At 47.9% G+C, this 17,470-nt stretch carries 19 protein-coding genes and 1 other RNA gene; 12 read left to right on the top strand and 8 right to left on the bottom strand.

Translation table 11 applies throughout. From position 1 onward, the window contains the following. Positions 1-24 precede the first annotated feature (24 nt). Positions 25-123, bottom strand: an RNA gene (gene ffs, locus ACES2G_RS17070) — signal recognition particle sRNA small type. 552 nt (positions 124-675) lie between these two features. On the opposite strand from ffs, the gene ACES2G_RS17065 reads away from it, so the two are divergent. Further along, complete coding sequence (locus ACES2G_RS17065; protein WP_374000840.1) at positions 676-858, top strand: hypothetical protein; 183 nt, start codon at positions 676-678, stop codon at positions 856-858. A 54-nt stretch (positions 859-912) separates the two neighbouring features. Further along, entirely contained in the window at positions 913-1,875 is a 963-nt protein-coding gene (locus ACES2G_RS17060) for a hypothetical protein (RefSeq protein ID WP_374000839.1), read from the top strand. On the opposite strand, the gene ACES2G_RS17055 is transcribed toward ACES2G_RS17060, so the two are convergent. Continuing rightward, positions 1,775-2,338 (bottom strand): dihydrofolate reductase family protein, encoded by a 564-nt coding sequence (locus ACES2G_RS17055; protein ID WP_374000838.1) that lies wholly within the window; start codon positions 2,336-2,338, stop codon positions 1,775-1,777. The two genes, ACES2G_RS17060 and ACES2G_RS17055, sit on opposite strands and share 101 nt — an antisense overlap. A gap of 189 nt (positions 2,339-2,527) precedes the next feature. On the opposite strand from ACES2G_RS17055, the gene ACES2G_RS17050 reads away from it, so the two are divergent. Next, positions 2,528-3,271: a hypothetical protein gene (locus ACES2G_RS17050; RefSeq protein WP_374000837.1), complete on the top strand. Its 744-nt coding sequence runs from the start codon at positions 2,528-2,530 to the stop codon at positions 3,269-3,271. Between the two features lie 82 nt (positions 3,272-3,353). Here the strand turns inward: ACES2G_RS17050 and ACES2G_RS17045 are convergent, their stop codons facing one another. Both ACES2G_RS17045 and ACES2G_RS17040 read right to left on the bottom strand, forming a co-directional pair. Beyond that, complete coding sequence (locus ACES2G_RS17045) at positions 3,354-4,583, bottom strand: isocitrate dehydrogenase (NADP(+)) (protein ID WP_374000836.1); 1,230 nt, start codon at positions 4,581-4,583, stop codon at positions 3,354-3,356. Positions 4,584-4,785: 202 nt separating this feature from the next. Continuing rightward, on the bottom strand, positions 4,786-5,388 hold the full coding sequence (locus ACES2G_RS17040; RefSeq protein ID WP_347358491.1) for a TetR/AcrR family transcriptional regulator: 603 nt from the start codon (positions 5,386-5,388) through the stop codon (positions 4,786-4,788). Positions 5,389-5,469: 81 nt separating this feature from the next. On the opposite strand from ACES2G_RS17040, the gene ACES2G_RS17035 reads away from it, so the two are divergent. After that, positions 5,470-6,048 carry an NAD(P)H-dependent oxidoreductase gene (locus tag ACES2G_RS17035; RefSeq protein WP_374000835.1) on the top strand — a complete coding sequence of 193 codons (579 nt, stop codon included), beginning with the start codon at positions 5,470-5,472 and terminating at the stop codon, positions 6,046-6,048. Positions 6,049-6,062: 14 nt separating this feature from the next. Here ACES2G_RS17035 and ACES2G_RS17030 read toward each other — a convergent pair whose 3' ends face one another. Further along, complete coding sequence (locus tag ACES2G_RS17030) at positions 6,063-6,365, bottom strand: hypothetical protein (protein WP_374000834.1); 303 nt, start codon at positions 6,363-6,365, stop codon at positions 6,063-6,065. 485 nt (positions 6,366-6,850) lie between these two features. Next, positions 6,851-7,723, bottom strand: coding sequence for a LysR family transcriptional regulator (locus tag ACES2G_RS17025; protein WP_347358488.1), 873 nt, complete (start codon positions 7,721-7,723; stop codon positions 6,851-6,853). 86 nt (positions 7,724-7,809) lie between these two features. Here ACES2G_RS17025 and ACES2G_RS17020 point away from each other — a divergent pair, with 86 nt between their 5' ends. The 4 genes from ACES2G_RS17020 (at position 7,810) to ACES2G_RS17005 (ending at position 10,829) form a co-directional block, all read left to right on the top strand. Next, positions 7,810-8,304, top strand: a complete 495-nt coding sequence (locus ACES2G_RS17020; protein WP_374000833.1) for a hypothetical protein — start codon at positions 7,810-7,812, stop codon at positions 8,302-8,304. A gap of 171 nt (positions 8,305-8,475) precedes the next feature. Continuing rightward, a complete protein-coding gene (locus ACES2G_RS17015; protein WP_347358486.1) occupies positions 8,476-9,282 on the top strand; it encodes a dipeptidyl aminopeptidase in 807 nt (268 codons plus the stop codon). Between the two features lie 187 nt (positions 9,283-9,469). Continuing rightward, entirely contained in the window at positions 9,470-9,976 is a 507-nt protein-coding gene (locus ACES2G_RS17010; RefSeq protein WP_347358485.1) for a hypothetical protein, read from the top strand. A gap of 145 nt (positions 9,977-10,121) precedes the next feature. Then, the gene (locus tag ACES2G_RS17005; RefSeq protein ID WP_374000832.1) at positions 10,122-10,829 is read left to right on the top strand and encodes a hypothetical protein; all 708 of its coding nucleotides are present in this window, start codon (positions 10,122-10,124) and stop codon (positions 10,827-10,829) included. A gap of 37 nt (positions 10,830-10,866) precedes the next feature. Here ACES2G_RS17005 and ACES2G_RS17000 read toward each other — a convergent pair whose 3' ends face one another. Further along, entirely contained in the window at positions 10,867-11,841 is a 975-nt protein-coding gene (locus ACES2G_RS17000; protein ID WP_347358483.1) for a serine/threonine protein kinase, read from the bottom strand. A gap of 45 nt (positions 11,842-11,886) precedes the next feature. On the opposite strand from ACES2G_RS17000, the gene ACES2G_RS16995 reads away from it, so the two are divergent. After that, a complete protein-coding gene (locus ACES2G_RS16995) occupies positions 11,887-12,642 on the top strand; it encodes a M48 family metallopeptidase (RefSeq protein ID WP_374000830.1) in 756 nt (251 codons plus the stop codon). Here the strand turns inward: ACES2G_RS16995 and ACES2G_RS16990 are convergent. Continuing rightward, positions 12,639-13,331 carry a phosphatase PAP2 family protein gene (locus ACES2G_RS16990; protein ID WP_347358481.1) on the bottom strand — a complete coding sequence of 231 codons (693 nt, stop codon included), beginning with the start codon at positions 13,329-13,331 and terminating at the stop codon, positions 12,639-12,641. The two genes, ACES2G_RS16995 and ACES2G_RS16990, sit on opposite strands and share 4 nt — an antisense overlap. A 127-nt stretch (positions 13,332-13,458) precedes the next feature. Between ACES2G_RS16990 and ACES2G_RS16985 the strand changes: the two genes are divergently transcribed. From ACES2G_RS16985 to ACES2G_RS16975, 3 genes are all read left to right on the top strand, one after another. Beyond that, positions 13,459-14,823: a hypothetical protein gene (locus tag ACES2G_RS16985; RefSeq protein ID WP_347358480.1), complete on the top strand. Its 1,365-nt coding sequence runs from the start codon at positions 13,459-13,461 to the stop codon at positions 14,821-14,823. Between the two features lie 167 nt (positions 14,824-14,990). Then, the gene (locus ACES2G_RS16980; RefSeq protein WP_374000829.1) at positions 14,991-15,884 is read left to right on the top strand and encodes a hypothetical protein; all 894 of its coding nucleotides are present in this window, start codon (positions 14,991-14,993) and stop codon (positions 15,882-15,884) included. Between the two features lie 157 nt (positions 15,885-16,041). Beyond that, on the top strand, positions 16,042-17,172 hold the full coding sequence (locus ACES2G_RS16975) for a TIGR02147 family protein (RefSeq protein ID WP_347358478.1): 1,131 nt from the start codon (positions 16,042-16,044) through the stop codon (positions 17,170-17,172). The last annotated feature ends 298 nt before the right edge of the window (positions 17,173-17,470 follow it).

Below are 17,470 nucleotides of genomic sequence, written 5' to 3'. Positions count from 1 at the left end.
CTCGGTTCGTGCGAAAGATAAAAAAGTGGCCGAGCACCCCATATCACATAGTCCCTCGAGTGCCGTTGCTTCCTTCCGGACCTAGCGGGATTCGTCAAGAGAGCTATTGTATGGGACCCGGCCACCGCTGGATGTATCCCATTGGGAGGGGGATTACATTCGATAACTGGGTGCGGCATTGAAGTAAATCTGGGTGCTAGCTCCCTCTCCAGGCGACACGCCATCCGGGCTCTGCTGGCGCCGGGGCAAGCCCCGGTTCGGGCCGTCCGGGCCCCGCCAGAGGTCGCTTTCCGGAGAGCTAGCACCCAGATTTACTTCTATGCCGACGTTATCTCTGGTTTAAGCGTGGAATTTGGGGGCGGTGGTGTTTTTTGGCAGGCTGGCCCCTTTGGGGCGCCGCTGGGGCAGGTGGGGAGAGTTTTTGGGAGGGTGGGTCGTTGCTTGCTGTTTAGGTGGGGGTGGGGGAGCATTTGGGAATGTGAGGTGATTCGTATGTTGAAAATGGTATTGGCTTTTTGTTTGATGGGTTCTTTTGCTTTTGCTCAGACGATGGGGGTGAAAGACAATCCCGCGGATGGCGAGACGACGATTGAAATTTAAAAAGGCTCCAAAGCTAAGAATGAATATGAAGTTGTCACTAGCGAAGATGAAATCGAAGGGGATGCGGCTCCGCTTTTGAAAGATGCCCGTGTGAACTGGAAAAAAGCTTGTGCCGAGTGGAAGACTGAAACCAAAGAGCTGAACAAAGAAAATCAGGTTCTGACCTTGAACTGTGGGAAGATGGTCTGCGCCACAGTTTCTATGGAGTCCACTTGCCGTTCTCAAAGTAAAGTGAAGATTAAGACGCGCATTAAGTAGTAAAAATTTCCAACCTATTTCGAAATAAGCTCAACCTGTCTATAACTCTAAGGCATGTTGAGCTTTCTTTTTGCCCTGATTCTAGCACCGGCCTTTGCGGCTCCGACCTCTGCTTGTAGCGGAGTGGGTGGTGTTGTCACAGAAGTTCGTTTTCAGGCTGATCTCAACTGTGATCTGGCTCGTGAGCTTTCGGAGATCTTCAATGGCATGGCTCAACGGTTTGGTGAAGCGCCGTCTGTGCGTTTGTTGGTTGGGGTGTCTTCGGACAATGCCAGTTTTGACAATGGGTCTGTTGTTCAGGTGCCGGTGCAGTTGGTCTTTTCCGGAACATACGGCCGGGAGCATTCTGTGCCTGCTGCCAGCCTTTATGCAGCAGCCGCTCACGAATATGGGCATGCGATCTTTCATGAAAAGGTACGGCGTCATTTTCCTCAGTATAAAGATTTGTTTGCGGGGCTGGCTGAGATTTCGGACCTAAAGTGGCGCGCGGAACAGAGTGTGGAATCTCTTCGGGCTCGCTATTCAGAGTTGATGGAAAATGAATCCTACCAGAGTTTCATGCGTCACTTAACGGCCTATGCTGAGTTTTATGCCGATACGGTGACTGTGTTTTACTTCAATGATAAAAGTGCGATGTTCAAAGCTCTTTACTATGGTGCGATGACGGACTTTCAGTATCAGTATGTGCGCATGCGGGATTTTGATTCGGAAGTCAGTGTGCAATGGGAACATCTTCTTTATGAAGATCACGCCAAATTAGCCTATGCCAGATCCTATGTCGGCAAGAACCTTTGGCCGCAAGATGCCACTCAGGTTTCGCGTTTTGCGAACTTAATTGCCCAGGAAGTCCTTCGGACATTAGGACATGATATCATTCAGCAGGAGCCGACAGATTATTTGTCGGCGAATGAAGAGCTTATTCGGAACCTGTCCCTGTATATTTCAGCAGGACATTCCCGCTTTTCATGGATTTTACGGACACAAGATTCAGTTTTAGTGGATGGGACAACCCTTTGAACATGGTTGTTCCATCGCCCAGTGCCAAGGGATTTAATAGAATTGAATAGTCATCAATCAGATTTGCCTCGGCCAGTTGTGCGACGATTTGGCCACTACCCAGGATAGTTATATTTGCTTTCTCTTCAGCTTTTAGTTTTTTGATTTCACTTATCAGATCGCCCTTGATCAGACGGGTGTTTTCCCACGTGGCTTCGTTCAGGGTTTTGGAAAACACGATCTTCTTTGAGCTGTTCATGCCTTGAGTGGTTTTGGGATCTTCATTCTTGGCATCATCGGAGGTCCAATAGCTCTTCATCATGTCATAGGTGACTCTTCCAAAAAGCAGCGTGTTTCCGCTGTTGGCGGCCTCGATGGATAAAGCCAATTCATCTTCACCGAAGTTGTGCCAGCTAATATCGTTGTTCGGCCCCTTGAAGTAGCCATCCAGAGTAATCAGATTGAAAACACTCAGCTTTGCCATTGGTCCCGCCTTTTCCTGAGTTTAAACTTATTTTCCCTGACTAATGTACCTTGAGTCGTGAGGTTTACCAAAAGATCCCTCGTTTTGTGCTGTCCTTTGTTCCTGATCTTGTCCGGTCTTGTAGATGAAAAAAATGTAAGCAATGTAGTCTGACACCCACCTGCCAATAGGCAGTGAAAGGGTTCGCAGATGACATTGAAACAGAATACTGCTACTTTGGTTCTTGCTCTGGGTATGGGTTTGCTGGGATGCCAAGGGGGAGCCGACGATTTCGTTGAACACGCTTCCATGCAAAATGAAAATCAAAATATCACTGATACGACAGACACAGCTGCTACCGATGGCGAGGATATTGCCGATCACGTTCATGATGACTTTGGCATTTCCGAAGAGATTCAGGCACTGGGGTGTATGAAGGCGTCGTCCTCACAAAAAAATCAGGTCAATTTGGGGTTGTCTAAAAAAGAAGAGTTCCTGCAGAAGTGTTCCAAGGAAACCAATGGTTCGTTCTGGTGTGACCAAGTGGTTCGCCCGAATCCTCGCAGTGTGAATACCTTCCGCTGTACCTATGGTTCCAGTCAGGCGCACAATCTGATTCATCCGGATCAAGGCACGTGGAAGTATCCGATTGAAGGAGTGCGTATCTTGCAGGATCTTTCTGCCAAGGGGATCAAGATCAGTCAGATCTATAACTGGTGGAGACCTGAACCTTATAATAAAAACGTGGGCGGGGCCGCTGGTCGACATCCTTATGGAACATCCATCGACGTCAGATTTGCGAGCAACAGCGAAGCGGACCGTGCCTTTAAAGAACTCTGCAAAATGCGTAAGGCCAAGCGCCTAAGAGCCATCGGTCACTATGGCAGCGCCTCTTTGCATATCGGTGTGGGGGATAAAACGGCGAATACCTGGGGTAAAAGCTGTGGGTCTTAGATTTTAAATTAAGGCACGTATTGGAAAAAAAAGAGGAGCCTTCGCGGGCTCCTCTTTCATTTCGTCTTTTAGGACAAATCAATTACATGGAAAGAGCTTTTTTCAAGTTCTCATCCAGCTTCGCCAGGAACGGCTCAGTGTTCATGTACTTGTCAGCTGGAACTTTGTCGCCATAGATGCAAACTGCAAGATCTTTTGTCATGAAGCCAGCTTCAACTGTTTCAACACAAACTTTTTCCAAAGTTTGAGCGAACTTCACAAGATCTGTGTTGCCATCCAAGTTTCCACGGTGCTCAAGACCACGAGTCCATGCAAAGATAGAAGCGATTGGATTTGTTGAAGTCGGTTTGCCTTGTTGGTGCTGACGGTAGTGACGAGTCACTGTTCCGTGAGCCGCTTCAGATTCCATTGTCTTTCCGTCTGGAGTTACAAGAACTGAAGTCATAAGACCCAAAGAACCGAAACCTTGAGCTACAGTATCAGACTGAACGTCGCCGTCGTAGTTCTTACAAGCCCATACGAAGTTACCATTCCATTTCAAAGCAGACGCAACCATGTCGTCAATCAAACGGTGTTCGTAAGTGATGCCAGCAGCATCGAACTTCGCTTTGAATTCTTTTTGATAGATCTCTTCGAAGATGTCTTTGAAGCGACCATCGTATTTTTTCAAGATTGTGTTCTTAGTAGAAAGGTACAAAGGCCATTTCTTAGTCAACGCCTGGTTGAAGCAAGAACGTGCGAAACCAGTGATGGATTCGTCAGTGTTGTACATAGTTAAAGCAACGCCATCGCCTTTGAAGTTGTAAACTTCGTGAGTGATCGTTTCGCCACCGTTTTCAGGTTGGAAAGTCACAGTCAGCTTGCCTTTGCCTTTAGTCACGAAATCAGTTGCACGGTATTGGTCACCGAAAGCGTGACGACCGATGCAGATTGGTGCTGTCCAGTTAGGAACCAAGCGAGGAACGTTTTTGCAGATGATCGGTTCACGGAATACAGTGCCATCCAAAATGTTACGGATAGTGCCGTTCGGGGACTTCCACATTTGTTTTAGGTTGAATTCAGTTACGCGAGCTTCGTCAGGAGTGATTGTCGCGCATTTGATACCCACATTGTACTTTTTGATCGCTTCCGCAGCGTCAACAGTCACTTGGTCGTTGGTAGCATCACGATGCTCCATGCCCAAGTCGAAGTACTTAATGTCGATTTCTAGGTAAGGAAGAATCAATTTTTCTTTGATGAATTTCCAGATGATTCTTGTCATTTCGTCGCCGTCGAGCTCAACGACGGGATTTGCAACTTTGATTTTTTTCATAAGTCGTGTCCTTTGTGATGGATTGTAAAAGCGCCCTGAAAATATAGAATGGCGCCGCCGCGATGACAAAGGAAAACAGGGCATCAAAACCAAGGGAGGGCTCGTTCTGCGGAAAAACAGATCGGCCTTTTATGATAACGCAAGGTATTGAAAATAGGGCAGATACTTTAAACTCACGGGTTGAGCTGTGAGATCTCTTCGCTTACTTCAGAAGGGCCCGCTCTAAGAAGGACAGGTGGGTCTCAATGGCGTCTTCGATAGCCGCCTTGCTTTGCACGCTTTGAAATTGCCCGTCGATCAGCAGGATGGAAAAACCATGGATGCCTGACCAGATAAATCGCCCAGTAGTAGTGGGGTCGGTTTTGCGGAAAACCTGCGTTTTCATGCCCTCGTTCAGGCAATCCACCAGGATGTTGAAGGCCTGATAGCCCGCAGCCTCTAATTCTGGGCGCTGGTACTCGGCACAGCGAAGCTCCTGATGAAACATACTGCGATAATGTCCGGCATGTTTTAGGGCGAATTCTATATAGACCTTCCCGATTGTGTGCAGGCGTTGACGGGGGGTGCGATGTTTTTGTAGCTCTTCGACAAAGTCCTGGCAGAGTTTATTGAAGCCTTCTTCCGCGATATGAGACAGAAGATCCTGCTTGGATTTGAAATGACGATAGACGGCCGTGTGGCTCACTTTGAGGCTTTGGGCAATTTCACGCAGGGTAAAGTCGGCCTCGCCCTTTTTCTGAATGATTTCAACAGTTCGTTTGATTGCGGCTTGTTTAAGATCGCCGTGATGATACATCTTTGCCATGTAAAAAAGTCTAGCATGGTCAATCTATGTTTACAACGGTCACATTAATGTTAACATTGTAAACATTAGGGGGGCTATTTTATGAAAAAGATCCTGGTGATCAACGGGCATCCCAATGATCAGTCCTTGTGTGCCGCTTTGGCGCAAGAATATGTTGCCGGTGCGAAGACGGCGGGATTTGACACGCGTTTGGTGCACTTGTCGGATCTGAAGTTTGATCCCATCTTGCATAAGGGCTACTTGAAAATTCAGGAACTTGAGCCTGATCTAGTTCAGGCGCAGAAGGACCTGCTATGGGCCGAACATATAGTCATTGTTCATCCAATCTGGTGGGGCTCTGTTCCGGCTTTGCTAAAGGGATTCTTAGATCGGGTTCTTTTGCCGGGCTTTGCTTTTAAGTATCACAAAGGCAACCCCTGGTGGGCTCGCTTATTGAAAGGCCGCACGGGAAGGTTGATTGTGACCACGGATGCGCCTTCATGGTGGAATAAGTTTATTCTGCGAGATCCGGTGATTCGTATGATGAAAAGTTCAGTTTTGGAATTTTGCGGGATCAAACCTGTCAAGGTCACACAATTGGATCAGATCAAAGATCGTTCCAAGGATGTGATTGAATCCTACCTCAAAAAAGTTCATGAGTTAGGAAAAAGGGGAGCGTGATGCTCCCCTTGCGATTATCTTTGCAAAATTGTTGGATTTTGCAGGCGGGCTTCCAACTGCTGAAGCTGTACTTCCAGAACTTCGTGATTTTGCTCTGGAGTTGAATAGCGTACCAGTTTCGGTCCTCTTAATGTAGCAGACGCTAACGCAAGCATGATCCTTGTACTCTTATAAGTAAGATACAGAAGGAAGCTTGTGAGTTGACCGGCCTTTTTTACGCTTTCAATAGACACATCAGTTGAGGTTTCAACGAGTTTCAATAAGTATCGCTCGTTTTGGAATTCCCATTGTTTTTTTCTACGCATTAATGCGTTCATAGCTTCCTCCTCAGGATTGATAATGCTTGCGACAGTTCTGTTCAAAAGGCCGTTTTGACAGATAAATGCGCAAGGGTTGTTTGAAAGTTCAGCTATGACACCACTTCGGAATCTAAATACAGAACACAGGTGTTGGGGACCTCATTTCTGTAAAATGAGACCAAAGCGTCGCCAGAGCTAAAATTAAATTTTGGGTTAAGATCTAAAGACGAAAAGTGACAAACACTTTACGTGTCCAGAGATGCAGTTCGTTTCAATTGTCGCGGGATTGGGTTGTGACCTACGATTGAATTCCAGAGGCCACGTCCACGTTTGTAGATCCGCAAATATTTGTATTTTGAATCATCATAATAATCATGATGGCCTCCTTTCATTAGAGATAAATCCAATATCGAGGATAGTTCAAAAAAAGTAAACTGATTTTTTTGAAATCCTTTGTGGCGGCCAGTTCCAAGATGGAACCTTCATTTTTTGCTAGAGGAAATTTAATTCTTTTTTGTCAGAACTTCGACGAGCTGCTTGAAGTACGCAGGCATTTCAGAGCGGGGATACCATGCCAATGCGACGGAATAATCCAAATGCAATTCACTGGCGAGATAACAAAGGCTGCCATCTTTGATAAACGGACGGGCAAATTCTTCTGTCAGTGATGAATAGCCCAACCCTTGTTGCAGCATATAGGTGAGGGCATCGATGTTGTTGGCATAGTGGCGCAGCTTCTGTGCTTTTCCCGCCAGTTTATATTTTTTCAGCAAATCCAGAGTGACAGTGTCTTGCGGGTCGAAATCAATAATGGGTTCATTGGAAAGAATATCTTCGAGCTTTCGTTTTTTCCATGCCGTGGGGCCGACTAGGTAATATCGTTCCGGCGCCATCACCTTGGAATCCAGCTCCAAGCCCACTTGATTTGCAGGAAGGGCCCCGATTTGAGCAAAGCCTGTTTTTAGTTTTCCCAAAACGCTGTCTGTGTCTGTGATATCAAAGCGCACGCGCAGCTTCGGATTCTTTTTAACAACCGTGCTGACTTTGGGAATGATTCGCGAGCGCATCAGGGTGGATGTGCCACTGAGGCAGACCTCAAAGAAGGCCGATTCTTTTTTTCCGGAAATTTTAGACAGGGTGTCCCCTTCGAGATCGCGGGCCGCCTGGACATAGCGCAGAAGGGATTCCCCTTCCTGGGTAAGACGCATGCCTTTACGGGAGCGGGTGAACAACGTCACACCCAGTTGCTTTTCCAAGCTCCGGATACGTTGGGTCACCCCTGTCTGGGTGAGATTTACTATTTTAGCAGCTTCCAGGACCGTGCCTTTTTGAACAACGGCCCAGAAAGCTTCAAGGGAAGGGCTTAGTAAACTCATTAAAAATGATAATAAAGTGATATATATGAATTATACAAATACTTTCTTTGGAAATAATTTCGCCTCCAACAACGTAGGAGGTTGTAATGAAAATAAATTCTTTGATTGTTCTTTCGGGTTTGATTCTTTCGGCGGCGGCAGCTCAGGCAGATTGTTTCCTGGATCGCGCCAGCTCTTATCAGTGCCACTTTCCTCAAGAGATTACATGTTCTCTCAATGCTGATCCCGTAAGAGGTATCGGGCAAAAAATCCTGAAGCTGAAATATGATGATCATGGCAAGGTCCAATACAGTTATTCAGCCTGGGTGCCAGGCAAGTGCCCAAGCCGAAACTGCGGCGCTGATGTTGAATACACCTATGAAGGATCCAGTGAAGAGGCCGGTAAGACTGGCAGTGTGAAAAACTACAATGATCACCAACTGGTCGCCAGCTTGGCAGGCACTGATGGTCTGGAGTTCTTGATGGTCCTGAATCACCCTATTCCCACCGGATTGAAAGCTCGAATTCCCATGAAACTGCAGGCTATGCAGGTGCAGGATTTGTATGTGACCGGAAACGGCACTGATTGGTACTGCCAGTAACAGACGGATCGAGCTATTCCCCTGCAAAAGTGGTATTTTGGGGCTTCAGAGTCGCGGCTTAAACGGTTTTTTTGACAAAAGCTTCGGAAAACCGTCAACTGTTCCAGGGGACAAAACGCTTTGTTTGCGATTATATTGTCCCCGGACCTGAGGTCCGCTGAAGGAGATCCGATGAAAACGCTGGCTCTTGGAATTTTGAGTGTCCTGTCCCTGGGAATGTCGGCACAGGCGCGCTCAATCTGTGAGGTCAGCGGATTTGTGGATCGTCTGACTTGTCCTTATTTGGTTAAGGATGTTGCGGGGCCTCACCTCACTCGTCAGGTAAAGTACACCTTGCCGAAAGGGCGTACTCCCAAAGCGGGTTGGCCTACGGTTGTTTTGTATCAGGGAAGTCTGTTTCCGGTGGAATTTTCCAGAAGCAGTCTGATGATCGCGGGCGGATACAATGAGATCCGCTTGATTCAGTCTTTGTTGGATCACGGTTTTGCGGTAATTGCACCACCGGCCATCGAGGGCATTGCATGGATGACGAACATTGTAGGTGTTGACTACAACACTTCTGAAGACTTCTTCTTCGTTGAAGAGCTTTTAAAAGCCATGGGGAATGGGGAGTTCGGGAAGTTGAACATGGATCGTCTGTATGCCACAGGGATCTCCAGCGGTGGATATCATTCCAGCCGTATGGCAGTGGCCTTCCCGGGGGTGTTTAAAGCCCTCGCGGTAAATTCGGCGTCCTACGCCACTTGCGGTGGCCCGATGTGTTTTGTGCCTGAAACAATTGCCGACAATCATCCACCGACAATTTTCCTGCATGGTCGCTTAGATCCTGTGGTTCCTGTGCGCACGATGTATCCTTATTATGAAAGTCTGCAGGCGCTGGGCATTGAGACAACGGCATTTGTCAGTCCCTGGGCGCGACACGAATGGCTGGAAGAAGCTCCAGAGCTGATTACAGAATGGTTTTTAAAGCACCCCTAAATAGATTCAACACATTTATTTCACACGGAACCGAAGGAAACCCCTTCGGTTTTTTGTTTTCTTTCAGCCACTTTTATCAGTCAGGTGTAAGGTTGCAGGTCCCGTAAAAAATCGCAGACGAAAAAAAATCTTCAGTCCAACCTAGGCTTCCAAAATTAAACCAAACCAACAAGACTAGGAGGTCTTTGTGAAAGCAGCAAAATTATTTGCAGGTATCGTCTTCTTTGCATCCACCTATGCGATGGCATATCCAATGGTGGGGGATAAGGTCGAGTGGACAGGAACTGTTGTCGGCACGGATGGAAGCAGCGCCGAAATAAAAGGCTCCAAAGAAGTGCTCAGTCAGGACCCAACCACCATGAAGTGGCTGGTGAAATCGTGGATGCAGATGGGAAAATGGGAACGCTGCGAAACCAAAGAAAAGACGAATCTGTACAGCTCAGAGAAGTGGCAAATGATCATGACGAACTGTGTGGTTCATGGCGGTGTCATGGAAGAAATCACAGTCCCAGCGGGAACCTACAACACTTGCAAGATGATGAAGACCTGGGATAAGGGCGGTCATCACGATGGAGACTCTGTGACCATGTGGTGGGGTGATGTTCCATTCGGTCTTGTAAAAGTGATGAAGACCGATGGTGATTCTGGAAAAGTAAAAACCATGGAACTCAGTACGGTGACTTTGGGCCAGTAAGTCTTAAGTAATCAGGCAGAATTCCACAGGGGCCGCGAAAGTGGCCCTTGTTTTGTAACAGGTAGCTCATGAAATTGAAGGTCATCAAGTCAGACTTCTCTAAAATGAAGCTGATTCAACAGACCCTCAACAAAAGGAGCCAGGTATGAGAGACGAATTGCAAACCGCTCGCCGAAACTTCCCGCGGGCTGAATACCAACTTGTGAAAGACAGCTTTCCAGAAACCCTTCATCATCTTTCGAAAAATCGATTGAATGAACACATTGCCCGCTGCGAGCGCCTGATAGCCAGCTATAAAACTCGGTTGCGCGATAAAGAAAGTCGGGAACATGTGTGGCGTGGGTCCACGAAGTTAAGCAGCGGCCGTCTGATTCGCTATCGCATGAATCACCTGAATATAAGTCTGCGAAAGTTCAAAGCTGAGCTTAAAACCTCCGCAGCTCCGGCTCGCCGGGCGAAGGCAACGGCCCCACGAAAAAGAACTTTGGAAACGCGTTCGATAAAGGCTAAAAGATCGACAAGTGCAAAAATGAAATCAGGCAGTTCTTCAATGAAGTCCAGCCGCACCGGAACAACGAAAAGACTTTCTGCAAGTAGTAAAAAATCCCATCCTATAAATAGCGGCAGTCGTCGAGTGTCTGCCTCGCACACATCGACCAAGATGAAGCGGCAGCCAAAATATCCGGATTTGCCAGAATCAAAGACCGAAGAGGTTTCTCACACTCTGACGTCGCAGCCGAAAATGCGACTGTCCCGTCGGGGCGGCAAAAAGAGTTCAGCGCAGTTCCGGGAAAGGCAGCGCAGGGAAAGTGGATCATCAAGCCAGGTGAATCCTTCTTCAAGAATACGCTAAAACAAAAAGACCCGCTTGTTTGTCAGCGGGTCTTTCTTTATCCAATCTTCCAGGCGATTTTTTCCAAGGCCTCAACTTCTTCGGCCCAATAGGTGTATTTGTTAAACTCCGGGAACAGGCGGGGGAAGCTCGGGTCCTCCCAGCGTTTGGCGATCCAGCCGGCATAGGACACGATTCTCAGGCCTCGCAGCATCGGAATCCACGACCATTGATGATCAGGGAATTCACGCAGCTCTTCGTAGCCTTGAATGATCTGCATCTTTTCATCATCCAAACTGTCTTCGTCCCCGGAAAGCAGCATCCAGAAGTCTTGTATAACCGGTCCATTGACGAAATCATCAAAATCCACCAGGAAGAACTCTTGGCCGTTGTTCAGTAAATTGCCTTTATGGCAGTCGCCATGAATGCGGATGAATTCAGAAGGATCAAAGTGGTCATCAATGGCATACAGAATATCTTCGGCAGCGATATTGTAGCGTTCGCGCAATTCCGGTGTGATCCAGTCTTGCAGGAAATCCAAGGTATCCCAGCCGCCATAATAACTGGTATCCAGAACAGGGCGGTGCGGGGCGGTTTTCTTCGCGCCCACATTGTGAACTTGCGCCATCAAGCGGCCTACTTTATGAAGCTCGCCTTGCAGGAACTCTTGCGGCATGCGGCCCAGAACTTTCGGGAAGAAGGCGACGTACATGCCGTCCACCTCTAACAAAGTCGAATCATGGCCTTGCAGCAAGGGGGCGACGGCGGGAATGCCTTCGGCCTTCAGTGACAGCAAAAACTCATGCTCTTCCAGGATGGCTTCTTTGCTCCAGCGGTTGGGGCGATAGAACTTGGCGATGACGTTTTTATTCAAAGCCCCGGGCATGCAGGGTTCTTCCAGCTTGATATCAAAAACGCGGTTTTCATAGGAATTCAGCTGCGTAAACTCGCCCGTCGGATAAAGGCCGGCGTGTTCTGTCGCCAGAAGCACTTTTTCAGGGTCTAAACTATAGAAAGAAGAGCTTTTATCCATTATCTGATCTTGCCAGTTTTTAAGGCTTAAGTCATTCTCTGACTGATGAGCGGCAAAGAAACCTTTCTCTTCGCAAAATGGCCTGTAGAGGTGCATCGACGGAATTTTCGTCGCTCGGTTTCTATTTATCTGTACCCGAACAAGCCCATCAAGGTCGTGGCGGCGAAAAGCACCAGTCAGAAAGTCATCGTCGATTTTTTGATGGCCAAAAAGGACTGGATCGAAAAAACTTTCGTGAAATTTTCCGAGATCACCGAAAAGTTTCCGGAAAAGCGCATCAAAGCTTACGAGAATTTTCCGTTTAAGGGCGTGGAGCGAAAGCTCAAAGTGGTCATCACTTTACATAAAAAAACCTTTGTCTCTGTCACGGATGAACATCTGCTTTTGCATATCCCACGCAACGACTGGAGTGCGGATTCCCTGATCGAAGAGCATCCAACGGCCCTGAAGGAAATTCGTCATTTCTATAAGCGCGAAGCCGTGGATTTTTTAAGTCAGCGTGTGGCCTATTGGTCTGAGCAGATGCATCTGCGCCCGTCACAAGTCAAATTCCGCGAACAAAAGACCCGCTGGGGCAGTTGTTCGTCGAAAAAGATCATCAATCTGAACTGGCGTCTGATCGTCTTTGCTGAAGAGGTGATTGATTATGTGATCGTTCATGAGCTGGCGCATTTGCAGCACATGAACCATTCAGATCGTTTCTGGGGATTGGTCGAAACATATGTCGCAAATTACAAGGACATCGTTAGAACCATGAGGGAATCCCAGTATCTGGTGGAATTCCTCTCTGAAAAATCCTAATAAAGGCCGTTTTGAGTCTTTTTGCGCATCAACTGCAATGCCAGCAAGGTGCCTACATAGCCCACACAAGCGCCAAAGATAATATCGCTGACAAAGTGATCATGCACCACCACGCGGGTCAGGCACACCAGCATCGCAAACGGAATCCAGAACCAGCGAAAGCGCGGGAAGGCGACACTCATCATTGTGGCAACAGTGAAGATCACCTGAGAATGGCCTGAAGAAAACGAATGCCAATGCCAGTGAGTCGTAAACGGTGTGAAGATGTGCGGATCAAAATCCGGCGTTTTGTGAGGCCTCTGACGTCCGGCGGTGAATTTGATAATATGCGTGATGGCTCCGGCCACCAGCAAAGACACCAGAAGATTCAAACCCCAGCGGCGATAATAATCCACGCGGGATAGATGGGACTTCAACGCACCGATGTGCGGGGCTGCCCATTTGCAGAATGACCAAATGATCAAAGCCGCGGCAAAATAGTATTCAGACAAAGCCACGTCGGTCAGAATGCGTGCGGGTTTTCTCCACATCGCGGTGACTTCTTTTTCCGCGAAATACAGGGATGCTTGCTGATCCACGAAGTACATCGCCAGCAGCGCCAGCACGAAGCTGACAAGAATAACTTTAAATAGATGTTGGGTCAGTTTTTTAGGGTCGCTCAAGAGCTCGCCGAATTGTTGTACAGGCATGTAATTCCTTCCAAAGCTCAGTCTAAAACCTATCTGTATTGAAATACAAGGCCTGCTGAGGGGTGACGAAATCTGGCCCGGCCCTTGCTAAAGGTCCCTTCGAATAAAGAATCCTTGGAGGTTTCTCATGTTGCCAATGCTTCAAAAGCATACCCTGATCACGGCGGCCTTGTTGGCGTCGTTGTCCCTTACTGCTTGCGGTAAGAAAAAAGACGTTTTCTCAGAGCCCACTAAACAAGCTAAGCCGACGGACTCTAGTCAGACAGATAATACCAACGGCGAAATCGGCGGCGGTCTTCCGGCTCCGGGCAGTAATGGTAAGGACACGACTCAACCTTCTCCGATTCCAAACAAAGGTCAAGGTCAGGGGAAACCATCCACTCCTCCGCCACCACCTCCTCCAACTCCGACTCATCCGCAGGCTCCACAAAACCCTGTGAATCCGACGACACCTCCACCAGTTGTGGACACTCGTCCGGCTCCAGCTCCGGGCACGCATGTGCTTCCGGGTGACTATCGCTACAACGATCCTGCCAACGTGACTCGTGATAATTTGACGAAGCGTATGACGGGTGGTGTGACGGCTGATGGCTTGGTTTACACTTCTTCTGGCACTGATGATCTTTTGAATTTCCTGAGAGCTCGTAACGAAAAGGTCAGTCATGACACTCGTCGCTTGAACCTGGAAGCAGCAGCTTCTGTTCAGTCGGCAAAGCTTTCAGTGGACAGCATGTCCGGTGATGTGATCATCACTTTGAAAGTCAGAGAAGGTAACGATATCAAAGTTTATAACGTTGCTGGATCTCAAGGTGAAGGTGCTGCTTCTCCAGTCAGATCTGTTCGCGCTGGTAACGGCGAAAGAACAACGGGCACGCGCGCTTTGGAAGGCTCTGTGAAGTGTCTGGATCTGGATGGCGGTTGTGAAAACGTGTTTGCACGTTTGAAAATCGGTTCCAGCCCTTCTTCTGCAATCATCAATGTGGTGTTCAGAAATTCTTCTGCTGATTTGTACTTCAATCTTCCAGAGCAGTTCTCTGACAATCCAGAGTATCTGATCCTGCGTGATTACGTTAAAAACACGATCAGAAAAGAAAACACCGTGGATAGAATCAAGTCCGTGGGCTTGTCTTCCTTTGAAGTTGTGAACGGTCGTTCTGGCTTCACGGTTGTGACCAAAGGTGCGAACAACGAACTTCTGGCTTTCGCGGGTCCTTTGCTGGCTCCTGAAGCGGGTACGGGTGTGAACATTCCTCTTTCTCGTATTGCGAAAGATCAGGAAGACTCTTTGGATCTGGTTTCTTTGAGCAACTCTAAACTGACTTATGCAAACTGGATCGGTGAGGCTCGCTTGGTAGCCAACAACGGTTTGGGCCAAATCCGCATCGCTTTGAAAATGAGAAAGCGTGCTTCTTATGCTCAAGATCAGTTTGCTGTGACGTTCATGCGTAAGATCAAACCTCTGGTTGAGATCAACGACGAAAACTTGAAATAGCCCTAAAAGACCCTTTGGTGGGTATGTTTCTTATGTTAGGTCACTGATTTCCTCCAAGATCAGTGGCCTTTTTTCGTTTTTTCGGGGTCATTTTGTCTCTTTAATAGTTGGTACGCTGGTTGCTTTATGTGGAGGTGGGGGAACTTCTTAACCACTTGGGGGACATAATGACTCTAAAACGCAGCCTTTTACTTTCATTTGCAGCTATCACTCTGTTTGCAGCCGCAGCAGAGGCTTATATTGTACCAGGGGCGCCTCGTCCCGATGCTCCATACCCAACTCCAGATGTCGGCCCGGGCTTCCCAGGTGATTTCGGCCCAGGTGGCGATTTCGGTCCTGGTTATCCTGGTCAGGATGATTTCGGTAACGGCGGCGGCTATGGTCGTCAGGAGCGTAAGGTTATCTATTTGAACCGTCGTGTGAACAACGAAACTTTGCAGCTTCGTCAGTTGGCAGGTATCGGTGAAAACTATCGTGGTTATGAAGTGGAATCCGTCGAAGCTCAGTTCCGCAGCAGCGGTTACAATACGGAAGTGGCTTTGTTGACTGACGGACGTATGAACGAATCTGTTTATTCTCCACAAGGGGCGGTGTTGCTTCGTCCTCAGTACCGTGCTGTTTTGGGTGAAGACATCCGCACGTTGCAACTGGAAATTCGTGGAAATGCCCAGCTTGAATCTGTGACTGTGAATTTGCGTGAGCGCTCTTACCAGCCTCCGACAAATCCGGGCCGCACTATCGACGTTCCGTTGTATGTAAACCGTCGTTTGTACGGCAATGATCGTTTGGATCTGGGCATGTACTTGGATATGAACCGCTATCGTGGTTACAGAATCCAGGCGGTCGAAATCGAAGCCAACGCGGTTTACAACGTGGCTATGATGGATCTTTTGATCAACGGATTCAACCAAGGTCAAACACTGCAGGTGGATCGCTACGGACGTCGCCAGTCTGTATTCCCACAAAATGCTGTGATTGGTCAGACAGCTTCCAGCATCGTTCTTTACACTCGCGGAGACTTGGATGTGCGCGCGGTGACTTTGAAGCTGACTCGTCGCTAGGATTTTTGTTTTCAAAACTCAATCGACTTAGAAAGGCCCTCGGTTTCGAGGGCTTTTTTTATGCTTTGCGATAACGTAACGATCTTCGTGCACAAATCCGCTTGTTTTGGGGATTCAAATCAGGTGAACTAGTTGGGTGCAAAGGAGAACCGTTTCTATGCAAAACCACCAGCCAGAGTTTAGCAAAGGCAAAGAAATTTCAAAGGGTTCGCTCGTTCCGCCCGTATTATCTGATTATATGAACTATCGCCAGTTCTTGGGTGATTTTTATCTGTATAAACGTAAAGCCTCCAAGGGTTCTTTGCGTGCTTATACGTATGCAGTTTTCTCTGCAGCGGCCAATATCAAGTCTCCGAATTACCTGAAAATGATCATCGAAGGGAAAAGAAATCTTTCCGACGATATGATCGGCAAGTTCGGTAAAGCCCTGGGCTTCATGAAAGACCAAACAGAAGAATTCCGTCTTCTGGTGCAATTCACTCAAGCCATGGACCCTGCAGAACGCAACATGTACCTCAAAAAATTGAGTGAACACCGTGTGGCTGGGAAGCTGAAGTCCGGTGAAATTGATCGCAAGACCTGGGAAAAGGTTCCTAACTGGGTGGCTTGGATTATCTATGCGATGATCGATCAGGACGGTGTTTCCTTCGACACGGCGACTTTGAAGAACCTTCTGCGTGGCAAAGCTTCTGAAGATGAAATCGACAATGCATTGTCCACTTTGATCAACTCTGGCGATCTTCGCCGTGATGAGGGGACGGGGGAACTTAAGAAAGCTCGCAGCCTGACAGAGTCTCCGGAAGAAATCCCGGTGGCGCTGGTTCGTAAGCTTCAGTCCCAGTTGATGTACTTGGGCCTTGAATCCCTGTACCAGGATCAACCGACTGAGCGTGAGTTCGGCACTTTGACTTTGTCTTTGACCAAAACAGAGTTTGAAGAAATCAAATTCAAGCTTCGTCAGATGAGAAAAGCCCTGCACAAGGACAACTCGATTGCGCGCATGAAGGACAAAGGGGAAAGAGTCTATCAGCTCAATATCCAATTGTTCCCTGTGACCAACGCGGTGGAATCTGCGGTGAAAGCCCCGGTAGTGAAGTCCGCTTTGGATATCGTGACCGAGACGCCGATTGTAGAGACTCCTGTGGCGGTAGTGGCTGAGCAAGTCCCTGCTGTTCCGGTTGCAGCCGCTCCGGTGACTCCGGCAGCGCCTAAAGATCAGAAAAATGAACGTTCGAATGTAAGCTCTTTGGCCGCAACAGCAGCGTCCGCTGCCGACCTTTTCCGTTAATTCTGGATAATCTAAGGACCGTCATCTAACGTGACGGTCCCTCGTATAAATTTAAGAATCTTAAATTTCGGTGTCAGTTTTGCCCCATTTTTTGGGCAGCAATGTGGATAACTCTGTGGAATAGCCCCATAAATGGTGGATATCTCAACCATTTGGCGTAAATTGTCCCCTGCTAACGTTAGGATCTCGTTAGGATGACACCACCTAAGCAAGACAAAAGTCCTGCGTCACGAAAAATTTAATCGTTGAAAACAGGGGTGCAAATGGGAAGGATAACCGGTTTTCATTTGTTCAAAAC

It is taken from the genome of Bdellovibrio bacteriovorus (assembly GCF_041888015.1).
GTDB lineage: Bacteria > Bdellovibrionota > Bdellovibrionia > Bdellovibrionales > Bdellovibrionaceae > Bdellovibrio.
This window is presented reverse-complemented; position numbering and strand designations above follow the sequence as displayed.

Bases quoted from the DNA above. Each gene is read 5' to 3' on its own strand.
- ACES2G_RS16990 (WP_347358481.1), bottom strand. From the start codon at position 13,331: ATGCCTGTACAACAATTCGGCGAGCTCTTGAGCGACCCTAAAAAACTG.
- ACES2G_RS17035 (WP_374000835.1), top strand. From the start codon at position 5,470: ATGAAAAAGATCCTGGTGATCAACGGGCATCCCAATGATCAGTCCTTG.
- ACES2G_RS17050 (WP_374000837.1), top strand. From the start codon at position 2,528: ATGACATTGAAACAGAATACTGCTACTTTGGTTCTTGCTCTGGGTATG.
- ACES2G_RS17005 (WP_374000832.1), top strand. From the start codon at position 10,122: ATGAGAGACGAATTGCAAACCGCTCGCCGAAACTTCCCGCGGGCTGAA.
- ACES2G_RS17025 (WP_347358488.1), bottom strand. From the start codon at position 7,723: ATGAGTTTACTAAGCCCTTCCCTTGAAGCTTTCTGGGCCGTTGTTCAA.
- ACES2G_RS17015 (WP_347358486.1), top strand. From the start codon at position 8,476: ATGAAAACGCTGGCTCTTGGAATTTTGAGTGTCCTGTCCCTGGGAATG.
- ACES2G_RS16985 (WP_347358480.1), top strand. From the start codon at position 13,459: ATGTTGCCAATGCTTCAAAAGCATACCCTGATCACGGCGGCCTTGTTG.
- ACES2G_RS17040 (WP_347358491.1), bottom strand. From the start codon at position 5,388: ATGGCAAAGATGTATCATCACGGCGATCTTAAACAAGCCGCAATCAAA.
- ACES2G_RS17045 (WP_374000836.1), bottom strand. From the start codon at position 4,583: ATGAAAAAAATCAAAGTTGCAAATCCCGTCGTTGAGCTCGACGGCGAC.
- ACES2G_RS17055 (WP_374000838.1), bottom strand. From the start codon at position 2,338: ATGGCAAAGCTGAGTGTTTTCAATCTGATTACTCTGGATGGCTACTTC.
- ACES2G_RS16975 (WP_347358478.1), top strand. From the start codon at position 16,042: ATGCAAAACCACCAGCCAGAGTTTAGCAAAGGCAAAGAAATTTCAAAG.
- ACES2G_RS16980 (WP_374000829.1), top strand. From the start codon at position 14,991: ATGACTCTAAAACGCAGCCTTTTACTTTCATTTGCAGCTATCACTCTG.
- ACES2G_RS17020 (WP_374000833.1), top strand. From the start codon at position 7,810: ATGAAAATAAATTCTTTGATTGTTCTTTCGGGTTTGATTCTTTCGGCG.
- ACES2G_RS16995 (WP_374000830.1), top strand. From the start codon at position 11,887: ATGAGCGGCAAAGAAACCTTTCTCTTCGCAAAATGGCCTGTAGAGGTG.
- ACES2G_RS17030 (WP_374000834.1), bottom strand. From the start codon at position 6,365: ATGAACGCATTAATGCGTAGAAAAAAACAATGGGAATTCCAAAACGAG.
- ACES2G_RS17000 (WP_347358483.1), bottom strand. From the start codon at position 11,841: ATGGATAAAAGCTCTTCTTTCTATAGTTTAGACCCTGAAAAAGTGCTT.
- ACES2G_RS17060 (WP_374000839.1), top strand. From the start codon at position 913: ATGTTGAGCTTTCTTTTTGCCCTGATTCTAGCACCGGCCTTTGCGGCT.